This window comes from Micromonospora sp. NPDC093244 (assembly GCF_040683695.1).
Lineage (GTDB): Bacteria > Actinomycetota > Actinomycetes > Mycobacteriales > Micromonosporaceae > Micromonospora.
This window is the reverse complement of record NZ_JBFBEO010000004.1, coordinates 307,952-324,408: the sequence shown is the minus strand read 5'-3', so window position 1 is coordinate 324,408 and position 16,457 is coordinate 307,952. Positions and strand designations below refer to the sequence as shown.

At 73.5% G+C, this 16,457-nt stretch carries 16 protein-coding genes; 6 read left to right on the top strand and 10 right to left on the bottom strand.

Annotation, left to right across the window (positions count from 1 at the left end):
- Nucleotides 1-35: 35 nt before the first annotated feature.
- Together AB0N27_RS22320 and AB0N27_RS22315 are read right to left on the bottom strand one after the other, a co-directional pair.
- Nucleotides 36-743 (bottom strand): hypothetical protein, encoded by a 708-nt coding sequence (locus AB0N27_RS22320; protein ID WP_364372944.1) that lies wholly within the window; start codon nucleotides 741-743, stop codon nucleotides 36-38.
- Complete coding sequence (locus AB0N27_RS22315) at nucleotides 740-1,372, bottom strand: helix-turn-helix transcriptional regulator (RefSeq protein ID WP_364372941.1); 633 nt, start codon at nucleotides 1,370-1,372, stop codon at nucleotides 740-742. Before AB0N27_RS22315 ends, AB0N27_RS22320 begins: the two co-directional genes overlap by 4 nt.
- Before the next feature lie 114 nt (nucleotides 1,373-1,486).
- On the opposite strand from AB0N27_RS22315, the gene AB0N27_RS22310 reads away from it, so the two are divergent.
- Nucleotides 1,487-2,284 carry an alpha/beta hydrolase gene (locus tag AB0N27_RS22310; RefSeq protein WP_364372938.1) on the top strand — a complete coding sequence of 266 codons (798 nt, stop codon included), beginning with the start codon at nucleotides 1,487-1,489 and terminating at the stop codon, nucleotides 2,282-2,284.
- A gap of 95 nt (nucleotides 2,285-2,379) precedes the next feature.
- Here the strand turns inward: AB0N27_RS22310 and AB0N27_RS22305 are convergent, their stop codons facing one another.
- From AB0N27_RS22305 to AB0N27_RS22290, 4 genes are all read right to left on the bottom strand, one after another.
- Entirely contained in the window at nucleotides 2,380-3,339 is a 960-nt protein-coding gene (locus tag AB0N27_RS22305; RefSeq protein WP_364372935.1) for an asparaginase, read from the bottom strand.
- 94 nt (nucleotides 3,340-3,433) lie between these two features.
- Nucleotides 3,434-4,261, bottom strand: coding sequence for a 3-keto-5-aminohexanoate cleavage protein (locus AB0N27_RS22300; protein ID WP_364372932.1), 828 nt, complete (start codon nucleotides 4,259-4,261; stop codon nucleotides 3,434-3,436).
- Nucleotides 4,262-4,284: 23 nt separating this feature from the next.
- Nucleotides 4,285-5,397, bottom strand: coding sequence for a folate-binding protein (locus tag AB0N27_RS22295; RefSeq protein WP_364372929.1), 1,113 nt, complete (start codon nucleotides 5,395-5,397; stop codon nucleotides 4,285-4,287).
- Nucleotides 5,394-5,825 (bottom strand): Fur family transcriptional regulator, encoded by a 432-nt coding sequence (locus AB0N27_RS22290; RefSeq protein WP_364372926.1) that lies wholly within the window; start codon nucleotides 5,823-5,825, stop codon nucleotides 5,394-5,396. Before AB0N27_RS22290 ends, AB0N27_RS22295 begins: the two co-directional genes overlap by 4 nt.
- Nucleotides 5,826-5,890: 65 nt before the next feature.
- On the opposite strand from AB0N27_RS22290, the gene AB0N27_RS22285 reads away from it, so the two are divergent.
- Nucleotides 5,891-6,772, top strand: a complete 882-nt coding sequence (locus AB0N27_RS22285) for an aminotransferase class IV (protein WP_364372923.1) — start codon at nucleotides 5,891-5,893, stop codon at nucleotides 6,770-6,772.
- Between the two features lie 3 nt (nucleotides 6,773-6,775).
- Here AB0N27_RS22285 and AB0N27_RS22280 read toward each other — a convergent pair whose 3' ends face one another.
- Both AB0N27_RS22280 and mtfM read right to left on the bottom strand, forming a co-directional pair.
- The gene (locus AB0N27_RS22280) at nucleotides 6,776-7,366 is read right to left on the bottom strand and encodes an FABP family protein (protein WP_354820041.1); all 591 of its coding nucleotides are present in this window, start codon (nucleotides 7,364-7,366) and stop codon (nucleotides 6,776-6,778) included.
- A 55-nt stretch (nucleotides 7,367-7,421) separates the two neighbouring features.
- On the bottom strand, nucleotides 7,422-7,526 hold the full coding sequence (gene mtfM / locus AB0N27_RS22275; RefSeq protein ID WP_030327764.1) for a small membrane protein MtfM: 105 nt from the start codon (nucleotides 7,524-7,526) through the stop codon (nucleotides 7,422-7,424).
- A 12-nt stretch (nucleotides 7,527-7,538) separates the two neighbouring features.
- Here mtfM and AB0N27_RS22270 point away from each other — a divergent pair, with 12 nt between their 5' ends.
- The 3 genes from AB0N27_RS22270 to AB0N27_RS22260 all read left to right on the top strand — a co-directional run bounded on the left by AB0N27_RS22270 (nucleotide 7,539) and on the right by AB0N27_RS22260 (nucleotide 10,423).
- Nucleotides 7,539-7,913, top strand: coding sequence for a DsrE family protein (locus AB0N27_RS22270; RefSeq protein ID WP_364372918.1), 375 nt, complete (start codon nucleotides 7,539-7,541; stop codon nucleotides 7,911-7,913).
- Nucleotides 7,914-7,994: 81 nt separating this feature from the next.
- Nucleotides 7,995-8,375 carry an SCP2 sterol-binding domain-containing protein gene (locus tag AB0N27_RS22265; RefSeq protein WP_364372915.1) on the top strand — a complete coding sequence of 127 codons (381 nt, stop codon included), beginning with the start codon at nucleotides 7,995-7,997 and terminating at the stop codon, nucleotides 8,373-8,375.
- Nucleotides 8,372-10,423: a glycogen debranching N-terminal domain-containing protein gene (locus AB0N27_RS22260; RefSeq protein WP_364372912.1), complete on the top strand. Its 2,052-nt coding sequence runs from the start codon at nucleotides 8,372-8,374 to the stop codon at nucleotides 10,421-10,423. The genes AB0N27_RS22265 and AB0N27_RS22260 overlap by 4 nt, the downstream gene beginning before the upstream one ends.
- Nucleotides 10,424-10,441: 18 nt before the next feature.
- Here AB0N27_RS22260 and AB0N27_RS22255 read toward each other — a convergent pair whose 3' ends face one another.
- Together AB0N27_RS22255 and AB0N27_RS22250 are read right to left on the bottom strand one after the other, a co-directional pair.
- On the bottom strand, nucleotides 10,442-11,296 hold the full coding sequence (locus AB0N27_RS22255) for a hypothetical protein (protein ID WP_364372909.1): 855 nt from the start codon (nucleotides 11,294-11,296) through the stop codon (nucleotides 10,442-10,444).
- 68 nt (nucleotides 11,297-11,364) lie between these two features.
- A complete protein-coding gene (locus AB0N27_RS22250; RefSeq protein ID WP_364372906.1) occupies nucleotides 11,365-11,889 on the bottom strand; it encodes a winged helix-turn-helix domain-containing protein in 525 nt (174 codons plus the stop codon).
- A 149-nt stretch (nucleotides 11,890-12,038) separates the two neighbouring features.
- Here AB0N27_RS22250 and AB0N27_RS22245 point away from each other — a divergent pair, with 149 nt between their 5' ends.
- Entirely contained in the window at nucleotides 12,039-16,403 is a 4,365-nt protein-coding gene (locus AB0N27_RS22245) for a S8 family serine peptidase (protein ID WP_364372903.1), read from the top strand.
- Nucleotides 16,404-16,457 lie beyond the last annotated feature (54 nt).

Here is a 16,457-nt window from a genome sequence, read left to right as displayed (position 1 = left end):
GACAAGGACGCCGCCGGGGTCGTCGACGCGGCGAACTACTCGGCCGCCGGGCGGGTCCGCTTGGTGGCCCGGGGCAGCTTCGCCGACGGGGTGGCGGCGGCCTTGGCGGGCTTGGCGGCCTTCGGCGCGCGGGCGGCCTTCTTGACGGCGGCCGGCTTGGCCTCGGCGATCTCGGCGACCTCGGCCGGGGACGGCACCTCGGCCGGGGCAGCAGCCGGGGTGGTGGTCTCGACGGCAGGGGTGGTGTCCGGCGTCACGGCCTGGGTGGCCTCGATGTCGGCGTTCACCGTCTCGGCGGCCTCCAGCACACCGGCGCCGACGACCCGCTCACCGCGGGCGACGAGCGCGCCGTACGCGGCGAACGCCCGCTCCTGCGCGGCCTGGGCGCTCGCGACCATCACGGCGGCGTTGCGGGTCGCGGCGGCGCGCAGCTTGTCGAGGTCGGCGACCTCGCGCAGCTTGGCCAGGTCGGCCGACTCACGGAGCTTGGCGAGGTCCAGTTCGGCCTGCGCCCGGCCGCGCAGGCTCTCGGCGGTCTCGTTGGCGGTACGCAGCGTCTCGGTGGCCTTCTGGCGCAGCTCGAAGCCGGTCAGCACGGCCCGGCCGCCCAGGTCGGCGACGACCCGGGTGCCGAGGACGCCTACCACGCTCGGCAGCTTGCGCAGCTGCTCCAGGGCCAACTCCCCGGCGCCGGCGGCGGCGTAGATCGGGGCGGGGATGCGGTTGGTCTTCGGCTCGGTCATGACGTCTCCTCTTCGGCCGCCTCGGCGGCCTTCCGGACCGCCGGACCGGCGGCCTTCTTCTGGGGGGTGTTGGTGCTGCTCGGGACGGGAGCGGCGCCCGCCTCGGTGACGGCGACCGACTCGAGGACGGCCTCGGTCGGCGTGCCGCCCGCGGTGGTGGGACCGGTGGCCGCGAGGTTGGCCAGGTCGGCCGGCTGGTCGGCGACATCGGTCGGGGTGGTCGTCCCGGCCGGATCGGCGGTGGTGCTCGCGCCGGAGGTGTCGGCGGCGGCCTGCGCCTCGGCCAGCCGCGCGTTCTCCCGGCGGAACGTCTCGTAGATCTGGCTGAGGGACTGCTTCTGGGCCATCGTCAGGTCGGTGTCCATCGCGATGGCGGCGAGCACACCGTGACCCTCCTTGTCGTCGAGCAGCCCGGCCCGCAGGTACATCGCCGGGGTCGAGACCCGCAGCGCGCTGGCCAGTTGTTGGAGCACCTCGGCGCTGGGCTTGCGCAGACCACGTTCGATCTGGCTGAGGTAGGGGTTGCTGACCCCCGCCTGCTCGGCGAGCTGCCGGAGCGAGATCTTGGCGTTGCGCCGCAGATCGCGGATGAACCCGCCGACGTCGGGAAGGTCCTTCGGTGTGGCCATGACGCTGACGCTAATCGGGAGTGCTAGCTCCTGCAAGCAAAACGCTAACCAGAGTTAGCAAGGTCTCAGCATCCCGTTTGCGCCCCGACTCGTCCGGTCCGTACCGTCCCCTCCGTGCACAAGATCACAGTCAACGGAGCAGTTCTCGCGTACGACGAGGCCGGCGCCGGCTCGCCCGTCGTCCTGCTGCACGCCGGCATCGCCGACCGGCGGATGTGGCGCGGACAGGTCACCGCGCTCGCCGCCCGGCACCGCGTGATCGTCCCCGACCTGCGCGGCTACGGCGACTCCGAACTCCCCCCGACCCCCTTCGCGCACCACGACGACGTGGCAGGTCTGCTGGACGCGCTCGACCTGCCCCGGGCGGCACTGGTCGGCTGCTCCTTCGGCGGGGCGGTGGCCATCGACACCGCCCTGGCCCACCCCGACCGGGTGAGCGCGCTCGCGCTGTTCGACACGGCCGTCTCCGGCAACGAGTGGTCCGACGAGGCGAACGACCTCTGGGACGGCCTGGTCGGCGAGGTCGACCCGGATGACTTCGTCGCCGGGGCGGCCGGCGAGGTGCGCTTCTGGGTGGTCGGCCCGGGCCGCCAGCCGGCCGACGTCGATCCCGGCCTCGTCGCGTTCGCGCAGGAGATGGACCAGCGCGCCCTCGCCGCCGAGCTGGCGCTCGGTGCGGTAGAGGTGGGCGAGCTGTCCCCGCCCGCGATCGGCCGCCTCGGCGAGCTGAGGGTGCCCGTCCTGGTCACCGCCGGCGCGGCGGACGTGCCGGACATCAGCCGGCTCGCCGACCGGATCGCCGCCGAGGTCCCCGGCGCGGTACGACTGCCCGACGTGCCGGACGCCGCGCACCTGCTGCCGCTGGAGCGCCCCGAGCCGGTAAACGCGGCCCTGCTCGACTTCCTGAGCTGACCGTCGCGTCGGCGCCGCCCGAGACGCGACGCGCGCGAGGCGGCGGGGCGTGCACCCGGCCTGCCCGAACGCGCACAGCCAGCGCCCCGGTGGCGTCACCAGAGCGGGCGGACCGCCCCGACCGGAACGCCACCACCGAAGAGCGGCACCTCGGCGTACTCGGTGAGCACCGGGGCGTCCACGCCCAGCCGGCGCAACGCGGAGACCAGCACCGGCATCCGGGCCCGGTCGGCGCCATCATCAATCTTGAGCGCCACGGCGCCGACGCCCGGCAGCCCCACCGCGATCACGCCCTCGGCACCGACCTTCGCCAGCAGGCCCGGGACGCCGCGCATGAGCCTGGTGTCGTCGGCCCGGGTACCGCCGACGATCTCCGGGTGGGCGCGCATCGCGTCGGCGACCGCGCGCGGCGCGGAGCCGGGCTCGGCGTCGACAAGCCGCAGGTACGCCCCGGCCAGCCCGGTGAGCGACACCGCGAGCACCGGGGCGCCGCAGCCGTCCACCCCCACGGCCGCCGCCGACTCACCAGTGAACTCCTCCACGGCGGCCCGCAGACCCTTCTGCAACCGGTGCTCCGGCCGCCAGTAGCCGTCCAGCGGCCACCCGGCCGCCTCGCAGGTCAGCAACATGCCGCTGTGCTTGCCGGAGCAGTTCATCTGCACCCGGGTCGGGCCGCCGCCGGCACGCAGCACCGCCTCCCGGGCCGCCGCCCCCACCGGCAGGTCGGGCGGGCAGTGCAGGGCCGAGTCGTCGAGCCCGGCCCGGGCCAGCAGCGCGTGGACCCCGGCCAGGTGGAAGTCCTCACCCGCGTGGCTGGCCGACACCAGCGCCAGGTCGGCCGGGTCGGTCACCGGCAGGCCGGCGCGGAGCATCCCGATCGTCTGCATCGGCTTGCTCGCCGAACGGGGAAAGACCGGAGAGGTCACATCCCCGGCGGCGGCCACCGGCGCTCCGGCGGCGTCCAGCACCACCACCGAGCCACGGTGCACACCCTCCACGAACCCGGACCGGACCACCTCGGCGAGCGGCGCGCCGCCCTCGTACGTCTTTCCCACGTGCTGGACGGTACCGACGCTCCCGGGGGCAGCGGCGGCGGGGTGACCAGGACGTCCACCGCCCGAGTGACAGGGGCGGGGGACGGTCGCGGCCTTACAGCCCGAGCAGCCCGCGGGCCTCGGTGGTGGTCAGCGGTGGACGCTGGGCGAGCTGCGCGAAGCCGACGGCCCGGGCGACCAACTGCATGTTGGACTCCACCGGGCGGCCCTTGGCGTACGTCACCGTGTCCTCCATGCCGACGCGCAGGTGCCCACCCGTCGACAGCGAGGCAAGCATGACCGGGATGGTGCTGCGCCCGATGCCGGTGGCCGAGAAGGTGGTGCCCTCCGGCAGGTCCCGCAGCATCCGGTGGGCCGCCACGAGCGTCTCGGTGGTGCCCGGCATACCGCCCGGCACACCCATCACGAAGTCGACGTGCACGTGCCCGCCCGCCGGCAGCCCGTACCTGCCGAGCAGCCGCTGCAACGCGGACAGGTGCCCGAGGTCGAAGATCTCGTACTCCGGCACGATCCCGCGCTCCTGCATACGGGTGTGCAGGTCGACGATGAACTCCCAGCGGTTGAGGAACACGTCGTCGCCGAAGTTGACAGTGCCCATCGTGCAGGAGGCCATGTCGGGGCGGGCGTCGAGCACCGCGAGCCGGGACGCCTCCGGGTCGGTCACCGCGCCGCCCGAGGAGAGCTGCACGATCAGGTCGGTGCTGTCCCGCAGCGCCGCCACCGTCTCGGCCAGGCGGGCCGGGTCGAGGGTGGGCCGCGCCGCGTCGTCGCGGATGTGGACGTGGATCACGGCGGCGCCGAGCGCCTCGCACTCCTTGGCGGTGAGCAGCAGCTCGTCGAGCGTCACCGGCAGTGCCGGCACCTCCGCCTTGGCCGACTCCGCGCCGGTCGGGGCCACCGTGATCAACGTCCCTGTCGTCATGCCGGCGATCCTAGACGGCCGGCTCAGGACGGGTCGATCGCCGCCGCCGTCGCACCGATCAGCAGAGCGGCGTCGTCCGGAACGTTCCGCTTCAGCACGGCGAGGGCGATCTGGCCCAGCTCGTGGTGCAGCACGGCGGTACCGACGAAGCCCACCGCCCGACCGTCCAGGGTCACCGGCGTACCTGCCGTCGGCGGCTGGTCGGTGGTCACGCCGTCCAGGTGCAGCAGCACCAGGCGACGCGGCGGGCGGCCCATGTTGTGCACCCGGGCAACCGTCTCCTGCCCCCGGTAGCAACCCTTGTCGAGGTGCACCGCCGGGCCGATCAGGTCCACCTCGGCCGGGATGGTCCGGTGGTCGGTGTCCACCCCGAGCCGGGGCCGACGGGCGGCCACCCGGATCGCCTCGTACGCCCACAGGCCCGCCACCGGCACGCCCGCGCCACGCAACTCCGCCACCACCTCGTCCATCGCCGAGCGGGGCACCAGCAGGTCCACGCCGAGCGGCCCGCGTCGGGCCCATCCGCCGATCGGCAGCGGCCGTACGTCGTACCGAACGCTCGCCCGCGGCGGCACGGCCCCGGCGGCGAACTTCGGACCGGGCACCGCGACCAGGTCCGGTTCGGCCAGACCGGTCACGCCGAGCGTGCCAAGCGCCTCCGGCGCGGCGGGCCCGACCAGCGACAGCAGCGCCCGTTCGGCGGTGGCGTCACGCGGGTCGACCTTGCTGAAGAACCGCATCTTCTCCAGGTAGGCCAGCAGGCCCTCGGTCGCGCCGGGCTCGGTGTCCAGCCAGGTGGTCTCGCCGTCCTCGGCCACCAGCGCGTGCTGCTCGACGTGCCCGTGTGGGGAGAGCACGAGCAGTTCGGTGCCGTCACCGGCGGCAAGCGCCGTCAGGTGCTGCGAGGTGATCGTGTGCAGCCAGCCGGCGCGCTCCTCCCCCGGCACCGCGATGACGCCCCGGTGCGATCGGTCGACGAGGCCGACCTCCGTGTCCAGGACGCGCTGCTCGCGCAGTGGATCGCCGTAGTGCGCGGCGACGCCCCGCACCCCGGCCGCGACGTGCGCCGGATCCGGCTGGTCGCGGCTGGCCTCGTCGATGCTCTCGACGGCCACCGCGCCCGCGATGTCGATCATTTCTGGTCCCCGTTCTCGCAGCGTGCGCAGACGCCGAAGAGTGACACGTGCCCGATGTCCACCCGGAAACCCCGCTGCGCGGCCAGTTGGTCGCTGAGCGGGCGGAACAGCTCCGGATCGACCTCGTCGATCGCGCCGCACTCCCGGCAGACCAGGTGGACGTGCTGGTGCTCACCTGCCGCGTGGTACGTCGGCGAGCCGTGCGAGAGGTGGGTGTGGGTCACCAGGCCGAGCCGTTCCAGCAGTTCCAGCGTGCGGTAGATGGTGGTGATGTTGACGCCGGCGGCGACCTCCCGGACCGCGGTGTGCACCTGCTCCGGTGTGGCGTGACCCAGATCGAGCACCGCCTGGAGGACGAGCTGCCGTTGCGCTGTCAGCCGCAGGCCACGGGCTCGGAGCATTTCCGCGAGGGAGGATTCGGACACCATCCGATCATAGTTCGGCAATCGCGGCCCCTCCTGCGTGCGACCGTCCGCCGCTACGCTCGACGGTCATGGTGACGCCATCCGTCGGCACGGCCCCGACCACCGCCAACGCCCGGATCGCCGTCCTCGGGCGGGGCCTCCTCCCGGCCGACGAACCCGTCCTGCGCGGCGACGACCTGGGCGTCCTACGCGGAGACGGGCTCTTCGAGTCCATGCACCTGCGTCAGGGCCGGCCGTGGCTGCGCGACGAGCACCTGGCCCGGCTGACCACGGCGGCGGCCACCGTCGACCTGGATCTGCCCCCCGCCGAGGCGCTCATCGACCTGCTCGACACGGTGCGCGCGGGCTGGCCCGCCGCGGTGGAGGGAGCGCTCCGGCTGGTCTGCACCCGGGGCTCGGAGGCCGGCGGCCCACCTACCGTCTACGCCACGCTCACCGAGGTGCCGGCGTCCTCGCAGGCGGCCCGGCGGAACGGGATCACCGTGGCCGTCCTGCCGCTGGGGGTGCCCGCCGACGCGCGTACCGGACTGGACTGGCTGCCGGCGGGCATCAAGTCCACCTCGTACGCGGTGAACAGCGCCGCCCGCCGCTGGGCGCGCCGGGCCGGGGTGGACGACGTGCTCTGGGTCTCCTCCGACGGGTACGCCCTGGAGGGCCCCATCGCCAACGTGGTGTGGCTCACCGGGGGCACGCTGTGCACGGTGCCGGCCGCCACCACTGGCATCCTGCCCGGCACGACAGTGGCCTGGCTGCTCGCCCACGCCGGCGAACTGGGCCTGGACGCCGCCGAACGGATGGTCACGCCAGCGGAGCTGCACGACGCCGACGGGGTCTGGTTCAGCTCGTCGGTACGCGGGCTCACCGAGGTCCGGATGCTCGACGGGGTGCGTCGGGACCCCTGCCCGCGCACCCCGGCCCTGCACGCCCTGCTGGGCTTTCCCGTCGACTGAGCGTCAGCCGCCGACCCGGACGAGCCGGGCGGACAGGTGTGGGCTGAGCGGGTGCCCCATCGCCGCCATCTCCTGCGCGTAGAGCAACGCGCCCTCGACGATGCCGAAGAGCCGGTGCCCGCCGGTGACCTCCTTGGCGGTCGGCGACCGCACCACCGCGTCGGTGGCGAACTCGACCTGGGTGCCGGTGCGCTTGCCGAGGTGCAGCTCCATCACACCGGTGGGGGTCGTGATCAGGGCCTCCAGCTCGTCGGTGGCCCGGCCGTCCACCATGACCGGCCGCCACCAGCCGACCTCACGCCCGGCGGGGCGGACCGGCCGGCTCTGCTCGTCGAGGAGCCAGGCACGGGACTCGTAGTGCAGGAACGGCCGGCCGTCGTGGCTGATCCGGATCTCCTGCGCGTAGTCGAAGTCCTCGATGGTGGGGAAACCGCCCTTGCCCCGGCCCCGCCAGAGACCGATGTAGGGCAGCAGGCCGTCGAGCGCCGGGTGCAGCTTCGGCCCGACCCGCAGGTCGTGGCTCTCCTCGTACGGGTACTCCTCGACCGGAGGCGCGTTCAACCACGGCGGCTGTAGCGGGTTCTCGTCGCTCACCGGGACACCTTCGTTCGCGACTGCGGGGCTCGCAGACCCGGCTCACTCCTCGCGCTCACCAACGTCCTCTCGATATGCGTACGGCCAGGTAGACCAGACCACCGGCGAGCCCGCCCAGGCCGGCCACCAGCAGGCTGACGAACCCGATCTCGGTAACCATCCCGACCATCCTATGCTGGGCCCCATGGCCCGCACTCTCGTCGTCAAGGCCACCGCTGGGGCGGACGCCCCGGAGCGGTGCGCGCAGGCGTTCACGGTCGCCGCGACCGCAGTCGCGGCCGGTGTCGACGTGTCGCTCTGGCTGACCGGGGAGTCGACCTGGTTCGCGGTGCCCGGCCGGGCGCAGGAGTTCGAGTTGCCGCACTCCGCGCCGCTGGCCGAGCTGCTGCACGTCATCCTGACCAGTGGCCGGGTGACCGCCTGCACCCAGTGCGCGGCCCGACGGGAGATCGGGCCCGACGACGTCCTGCCGGGTGTACGGATCGCGGGCGCCGCGGCCTTCGTCGAGGAGGCGTTGGCCGAGGGCGCGCAGGCGCTCGTCTACTGACCTCCACGACGAGTCGGCCCGACGGGCGGGCGGAGTGCGGATACCGACCCGACAACTCGGACAGCTGCCTACGATTCGAATGTGACCGAGGCGACGGAGAGGTTCTTCGAATCACTGCCGGCTCGTGCCCCCGCCGTCCTGCGCGGCCTGGCCGACGGCACCCTCCAGATCGACCTCGGCACCGGCAACCGGACCGAGCACTGGCTGGTCCGGATGCGACCGGGTGCGGTGGAGGTCAGCCGGAACCGGGGACCTGCCGACGCCATCTGGTACAGCAGCGTCGAGTTGTTCGACAGGCTGATCGCCGGCGAGGCGCAGGGGATCGCGGCGGTACTGCGCAACGAGAGCACGTTCAGCGGAAACGTGGTGCTCTTCCTGGCCTTCCGACGGTTCTTCCCGGACCCGCCGGGCACCCGCGACCCGCGCGAGGTCGCCCGTAAGGCAGCCGGGCGGCTGGGGTGACGGACCTCGTCAGCATCCTGGACGGCAACACCTTCATGGTCAGCGACCGGCGGGGGGACATCGAGCCGTCGTACGACTTCCCCACCGGCTTGTTCTCCTTCGACACCCGCTTCCTGTCCAAGTGGGTGCTCACCCTCGACGGTGAACGGCTGCACCCGCTCTCCATCGACGCCGGCGAGTCGTACCGGACCAGGTTCTTCCTGGCCCCCGGTCAACCCACGCACTACCTGGACGCCAAGGCGTCGGTGATCCGCAACCGGGCGATCGTGGGCAGCTTCGAGGAGGAGCTGACCGTGCTCAACCACTCCGGCGGGGAGGTGGAGTTCACCGTCCGGATCGAGATGGCTGCCGACTTCGCCGACCTGTTCGAGATCAAGCACGCGCGGCAGAAGAAGGGCCGGACGACCGTCACGGTCGCCGAGAACGAGTTGCGGCTGGTCTACCGGCGGGAGGCGTTCCACCGGGAGACGGTGATCCGCTCCAGCGCGCCGGCGCAGGTCGACGCCGCCGGCATGACCTTCCGGATCCGGATCGACAGCAACAGCGAGTGGACCACCCGGCTGCACGCGTCCACCGTCGTCTACGGGGCGCGCGGCGAGGACATCCGGGCCACCCTGCCGTACGCCGGCAGCCGCAGCGCCGACGCCATCCGCGCCGAACAGCAGGAGCTGATCGACCGGGCGCCGAAACTCGGCTGCGACTGCGAGCCGTTGGCCGGGGCGTACCGGCGCAGCCTCAACGACCTGGCCGCGCTGCGCTACGAGTCGATCGCCCTGGGCGTACGGCTGATCGCCGCCGGACTGCCCTGGTTCATGACCCTGTTCGGCCGGGACAGCATCATCACCTCCTTGCAGGTGCTGCCGTTCCTGCCGGAGCTGATCCCGCCGACCATCCTGATGCTCGCCGGTCTCCAGGGGCACCGCGTGGACGACTTCCGGGACGAGGAGCCGGGCAAGATCCTGCACGAGCTCCGGTACGGGGAGACCGCCGGCTTCGAGGAGCAGCCACACTCGCCGTACTACGGGTCGGCCGACTCGACGCCGCTGTTCATCATCCTGCTCGACGAGTACGAGCGCTGGACCGGCGACTCCGCGCTTGTGAAGCGACTGGAGCCACAAGTCCGGGCGGGCCTGGAGTGGATCGACACGTACGGCGACCTGCTCGGCACCGGCTACGTGTGGTACCAGACCCGCAACCCGGAGACCGGCCTGCAGAACCAGTGCTGGAAGGACTCCTGGGACGCCATCTCGTACGCCGACGGCCGGATGCCCGGCTTTCCCCGGGCCACCTGTGAGCTTCAGGGCTACGCGTACGACGCGAAGATCCGGGCCGCCCGGCTGGCCCGGACGTTCTGGAACGACCCGGAGTTCGCCAACCGGCTGGAGCGGGAGGCCGCCGAGCTGAAGCAGCGGTTCAACCACGACTTCTGGATCGCCGACCGGGGCTACTACGCGCTCGCCCTGGACGCCGACGGCCGGCAGGTGGACGCGCTGACGTCGAACATCGGGCACCTGCTGTGGAGCGGCATCGTCGACGAGTCGCGGGCCGGCAAGGTGGTCGAGCACCTGCTCGGGCCGCGCCTGTTCTCCGGCTGGGGGGTGCGGACCCTCGCCGAGGACCAGGGCCGGTACAACCCGATCGGCTACCACGTGGGCACCGTGTGGCCGTTCGACAACTCGATAATCGCCTGGGGCCTGTGGCGGTACGGCTTCCGGGACGAGGCAGGGCTGATCTGCGACAGGATGCTCAGCGCGTCCCGCTACTTCGACGGGCGGCTGCCTGAGGCGTTCGCCGGGTACGCCCGCGACCTCACCGACTATCCGGTGCAGTATCCGACGGCGTGCAGCCCGCAGGCCTGGTCAACGGGCACCCCCCTGCTGCTGCTGCGGGTGATGCTCGGGTTGGAGCCGCAGGGCGAGCACCTGATCATCGATCCGGCGGTGCCGCCGGGCATGGGCCGGGTGGAGCTGCTGGACATTCCGGGCCGCTGGGGGCGGGTCGACGCGCTGGGTCGTAGCCGTGAGACGCATGACGGGCAGGGCAGGTGACCGGGGAGGTGCCCCCGCTCAGCCCGGGCAGCCGACGGTGGCGGTCAGCCGGGAGGCGTCCGGGGTGAGGTCGGCCAGCACGGTGACGGTCCCGGCGCGGTACGCGTACACCGGGGGGTTGTCCAGCAGCGGGGTGCCGCCGGCCAGCGGGGCGAGCGCGGCCGCCGAGCTGGTCGGGCCGGCGGTGGAGCGCGCGGTACGGGCCGTCGCGCCACCCGGGCAGGGCGCGGTGACCAGCTCCGGTGCGGCCTCGACCGGCTGGTCGAGCGCCCGCAGCGCGGCGGCAAGGGCAGCGGCCTCCCCGCCGTCGCCGGTGGCCGGCGGCGCCGTGTAACCGGAGCCGACGGGCCGGCAGCCGGTGTCGACTGTCAACCGGACCCGGCCGTCCCCGGTCGGGCGACCCGCCACGGCGACGAACTCCCCGGCGTCGGCGTACAGCTCCGGGCCGTCCGGACCGGAGGCGACGCCCGCGCGCCAGCTCGCCGGCAGTCGCTCGGCGAGCCCGTCCAGCACTGACCGTTCGGTGCCGTCGGGCGCGAGGACGCCGACCTCGCGCCGCAGCCGGGCGCCGTCCGCGAACGGGGTGACCCGGCAGCCCGCGGCGATACGCGCGGGGCCGAGTTCCAGCAGCGTGGACGCGCCTGCCGCCCGTGCCAGTTCGCCGACCGCCCGGTCCACCACCGGGCCGGCCTGATCGAGCGTGCGCTGCTCCCGGACGGTGGGTGGATCGTCGCGGACCGACGTCCAGGTGAGCGCGGCCAGCAGCACGGCCCACAGGACGGTCACGGCCAGCAGCCAGCGCCGCCGCCGGGCGGGTGCCGGGGCGGCGGGGCCGGTCGACGAAACGCTCCCCGTCCGCACAGCACCGCTCACCCGGCAATGGTGTCACGGGCGGTCCTCCCCTCCGGCGGCGGTCGGGAGGGGTCCGGCGGGCCCAGTGGTCAGGCGGGTCCCGGCGGCGGGTCGAGCCGGTAGCCGACGCCCCGCACGGTGTGCACGCGGGGCCCGCCCGGCAGGCTCCGCAGCTTGTGCCGCAGCCGCCTGATCGCGGAGTGCAGGACCGCGCTGTCACCCGGGTACGCGTCGCTCCACACCGAGGCGAAGAGCTGTTCGTGGCTCCACACCACGAGCGGCGGGCCGATCAGTCGGGCGAGCAGCTCACGTTCGGTGCGGGTGAGCGGAAGCGGGTCACCCCGCCAGGTGACCCGCTGACCGCCTCGGTCGACGACCAGCCCACCCCAGCTGACCGGCCCCGGCGGCACAGTCGTCGCTCCGGATGGCGCCGGGAACAGCATCGTGCGCAGCTCGGTGAGGTCGGCGCAGCTCACCACCGGGCCGACGCCGTCGAGTTGGCGGACCACCCGCTCCCGCACCGAGACGTCCGCGCCGACGCAGACGACGATCGGGACCCCTGCGCCGGCGACGCCGCCTCCACCAGTGAATTCCACCTGTTGATAGTGACGCATGCCGATGGATTTCGTCGGTCCGACCCCGCTCGGGATCACCTGTCGTCACTGACCAGGCACTGACAGGCGTTATCCATTCGGCAGCGGGCGGACGCGCGGTGCGCGCACGGGCCCCGAGCCACTCGGGACCCATGACGTGGGGAGGAAGAATGTTCCGACCATCAGCCACACGGGCCGCCCTCCGGCGGGCGGCCCTGGCGTGCGCCGCTGTCGGGTTGGGCCTCACCGCCCAACCCGCGGTCGCCGCCCCACCCCAACCCGCGCCGGCCCGGGCAAGCGTGGACCACCGTCTGCTCAGACAACTCGGTACGACGGGCAGCGGAAGCTTCCTGGTCTACCTGCGCGACACCGCGCCGGTGGCCCGGACCACGCGGCTGCGCGACCCGGACGACCGGGCCCGGGAGGTGCACCGGCTGCTCACCACCACCGCCGCGCGCACCCAGAAGGGCCTACGCGCACTGCTGACGGCCCGCCGCGCGCCGCACACCACCTACTGGATCGCCAACGCCGTACGGGTGACAGGCGACCGGGCGCTGGCCGAGGAGATCGCCGAACGGCCCGAGGTCGCCCGGATCGAACCCACCCGCAGCTACCCGCTGGTGCGGCCGAAACCCACCACCGCCAGTCGCGCCCGCACCGACGGCGCCGAATGGGGGCTCACCAACATCAACGCCCACCAGGTGTGGAGCGAGTTCGGCGACCGCGGCGAGGGCGTGGTGGTCGCCAACATCGACAGCGGCGTCCAGTACGACCACCCGGCGCTCGTCGGCACGTACCGGGGGAACCTGGGCGGCGGCACCTTCGACCACGACCACAACTGGTACGACCCGGCCGGCATCTGCCCCAGCGCCGCGCCCTGCGACAACAACGACCACGGCACCCACACGATGGGCACGATGGTCGGCGACGACGGCGCCGGCAACCAGGTCGGCGTAGCCCCCCGCGCGACATGGATAGCCGCGAAGGGCTGCGAGGCCACCTCCTGCTCGGACGCCTCCCTGCTCGCCGCCGGCCAGTGGGTGCTGGCCCCCACCGACCTGAACGGGCGGAACCCCCGCCCTGACCTGCGCCCCGACGTGGTGAACAACTCCTGGGGAGGCGCCGGCGGCGACCCGTGGTTCCAGCAGACCATCGCGGCCTGGCGGGCGGCCGGCATGTTCCCCGTCTTCTCCGCCGGCAACGACGGCCCGGCCTGCGGCAGCGCCGGCTCCCCCGGCGACAACACCAACGCGTACGCGGTCGGCTCGTACGACGCGCGGAACGCCATCTCCGACTTCTCCGGCCGGGGCGACGGCACCGATCCGCGGTCCGTCAAACCCAACATCTCCGCCCCCGGCAGCGACGTGCGTTCCAGCGTCCCCGGCAACGGTTACGTCGCCTTCGACGGCACCTCCATGGCCGCACCGCACGTCTCCGGCACCGTGGCGCTCGTCTGGTCTGCGGCACCCGGCCTGAAGGGCGACGTCGCCGCCACCGAGGAACTGCTCGACCGCACCGCCCGCGACGTCGACGCCACCACCTGCGGGGGCACCGCCGCCGACAACAACGTCTTCGGCGAGGGCCGGCTCGACGCGTACGCGGCGGTGCGGGACGCTCCGCGCGGCGCTGTCGGACGGGTCGCCGGCACGGTGACCGCTGCCGGATCCCCCATCGCGGGCGCGACAGTCGGCGACGGCACCCGCAGCGTCACCACAGGTGCGGACGGCAGGTACGCGCTCACCGTGCCGGCAGGCGAGACCACGGTCAGCGTCAGCGCGTACGGCTACGCGGGGCAGTCGAGCACCGTCACCGTCGCCGAGGGCGGCGCTGTCACCCGTGACTTCGCCCTGGTGGCGAGCCCGTCGGTCACCGTCAGCGGTCGGGTCACCGACGGTTCCGGGCACGGTTGGCCGCTCTACGCCCGTATCGAGGTCGCCGGACGACCCGGCGCGCCGGTCCACACCGACCCGGCCACCGGGCGGTACTCGTTCACAGTGGCGGGCAACGCCACCTACCGCCTCACCGTGGCCGTCCGCTACCCCGGCTACCGCACCGTCAGCCGGGACGTGGTGACCGGCGCAGGGCCGGTGACGGCCGACATCGCGGTGCCGGTCGAGCCCGCCTGCACGGCGGCCGGCTACACAGGCAGCTTCGCCACGCCCGTGCTGAACGAGGGCTTCGACGGGACCGACACGCCGCCCGGCTGGGCCGTGCACAACCGCACCGGGGACGGCGGCTGGAGCTTCACCGACCCGGGGCAGCGGGGCAACCTCACAGGTGGCAGCGGCGCCTTCGCGATCGTCGACAGCGACCGGCTGGGCTCCGACCGGACCCAGGACACCGACCTGGTCACCCCGACGCTCGACCTGAGCGCGGCACCGGCGCCTGTGCTGCGCTTCCGCAGCGACTGGCGGGCGGTGGGCGTCACCGACGCGGCCGACGTGGACGTCTCCACCGACGGCGGCGGCACCTGGACCACCGTCTGGCACCAGACCGGCAGCCGGCGGGGGCCACGAATCGAGGAGGTGCCGCTGGACGCGGCGGCCGGAGCCGCCACCGTCCGGGTCCGGTTCCGCTTCCACGGCACGTTCGCCTGGTGGTGGCAGGTGGACGACGTGCAGGTGGTCAACCGCGACTGCGTACCGGCACCCGGTGGGCTGCTGCTCGGCGTGACCACCGACCGCAACACAGGCACACCGCTCAACGGAGTCACAGTCGCCGGCGCCGACCGGACGCAGGACCGGGGAGTGTCGGCGGCGACACCCGACGACCCGAACCTTCCGGACGGCTTCTACTGGCTCTTCTCCGCGTCGACCGGGGCGCACCGGTTCAGCGCCACGCGACACCCGTACCGGGCGATGACGATCATGGCGACTGTCGCGCCGGACGACGCCCGCCGGACGGACCTCGCGCTGTCCGCCGGCCGGCTCAGCGTCACGACCACCGACGTCGAGGCCTACCAGCCGTACGGCAGCACCCGGACCACGACTGTGACGGTGCGCAACACCGGCACCGCGCCGGCCACGGTGAACCTGGTGGAGCGCGACGGCCGGTTCGACGTGCTGTCCCGCGCCGGAGCGCCACTGCGGGAGCAGAAGGTGAAGGGGATCAGCAGGGCCCGCACCGGCGCGACGTACGGCGGCACCGGTGACGCGCCACGGGCGGAGGACGCCTGGACGGGGATCCCCGACCTGCCGGCGGCGGTCTTCGACAACGCGGCGGCCAACCTGGACGGCGACATCTACTCGGTGGGCGGTGGCGGCGGCTCGGGTCTGGAACGCAAGGCCTGGCGGTACGACCCCACCGTCGGCGTGTGGTCCGCGCTCCCCGACCTGCCGACCGCCCGGTCCAAGCCGGTCGCGGCGGCGGTCGGCGGCAAGCTGTACGTCCTCGGCGGCTGGGGCGCGGACGACGTCACGGTCGCCTCGGTGGACGTGTACGACCCGGGGGCGGGCACCTGGACCACGGTGGCCGGGGCGACCAACCCGTTCCCGGCGGCGGCGGCCGGGCAGGCGGTCGCCGGAGGCAGGATCTACCTGGTCGGCGGATGCCTCGACAGCGACTGCACCGACTCCGACCGGCTGGTCGTGTTCGACCCGGCGACCGGCGCCTTCAGCACCGGCGCGGCCTACCCGCACCCGGTCTCCTGGCTCTCCTGCGGCGGGATCGGCGCTGCCGTGTACTGCGCCGGTGGCACCGGCAGCACCGAGCACACCGACGCCTACCGGTACGACCCGGCGGCGGACGCGTGGAGCCCGCTGCCGAACCTGCCGCTGGACCTGTGGGGCTCCCAGTACGCGGCCGCCGGTGGCCTGCTGGTGCTGGCCGGCGGAGTCACCGCGGCGTCGACGACGGTGACCAACCGGACCATCGCGTACGACCCGGTGGCCGGCAGTTGGCGGGACCTGCCCAACGTCGGGTTCGGCCGGTACCGGGGCGCCGCCGCCTGCGGCGCGTACAAGATCGGCGGTTCGCCCTCGCCGTTCGTGGGATCGGCGGACAGCGAGCGGCTGGACGGCCTGGGCCTCTGCGCCGGGGAGGCGGACCTTGCCTGGTTGTCCACCGCGCCGAACGCCTTCACCCTGGAACCGGGCACGGCCCGGGCGGTGACCATCACGCTGAGCGCCACCGAGGCGGCCGGGGTCGTCCAGCCGGGCGCCTACTCCGGTGAGCTAGGCATCGCGTCGGACACCCCGTACCGGGTGCCCGCCGTCGCGGTGACGACGCACGTGTCACCACCTGCCAGTTGGGGCCGCGTCCAGGGCACCGTCACCGGGATCACCTGCGGTGGAGCGACAGTCGGGGTTCCCGCGACGGTACGCGTCAACCGGGCGGGCACGAGCACCGGGCACACGCTCACGGCGGACGCCCGGGGCAGGTACGTCTGGTGGCTGCCGAAGGGCCGCTACGACGTGATCGTGGGCAAGGACAGCTGGGTGCCGCAGGTGCAACGCACCCGGATCGAGGCGGGCGTCGTGAACACTGTCGACTTCACCCTCGACCCCGCCTCGTCCTGCCGGGCCACCGGCCTCTGATCCCTTCGGACACGACCGGGCCGGTCACCCGTTCGTGGGGTGACCGGCCCGGTC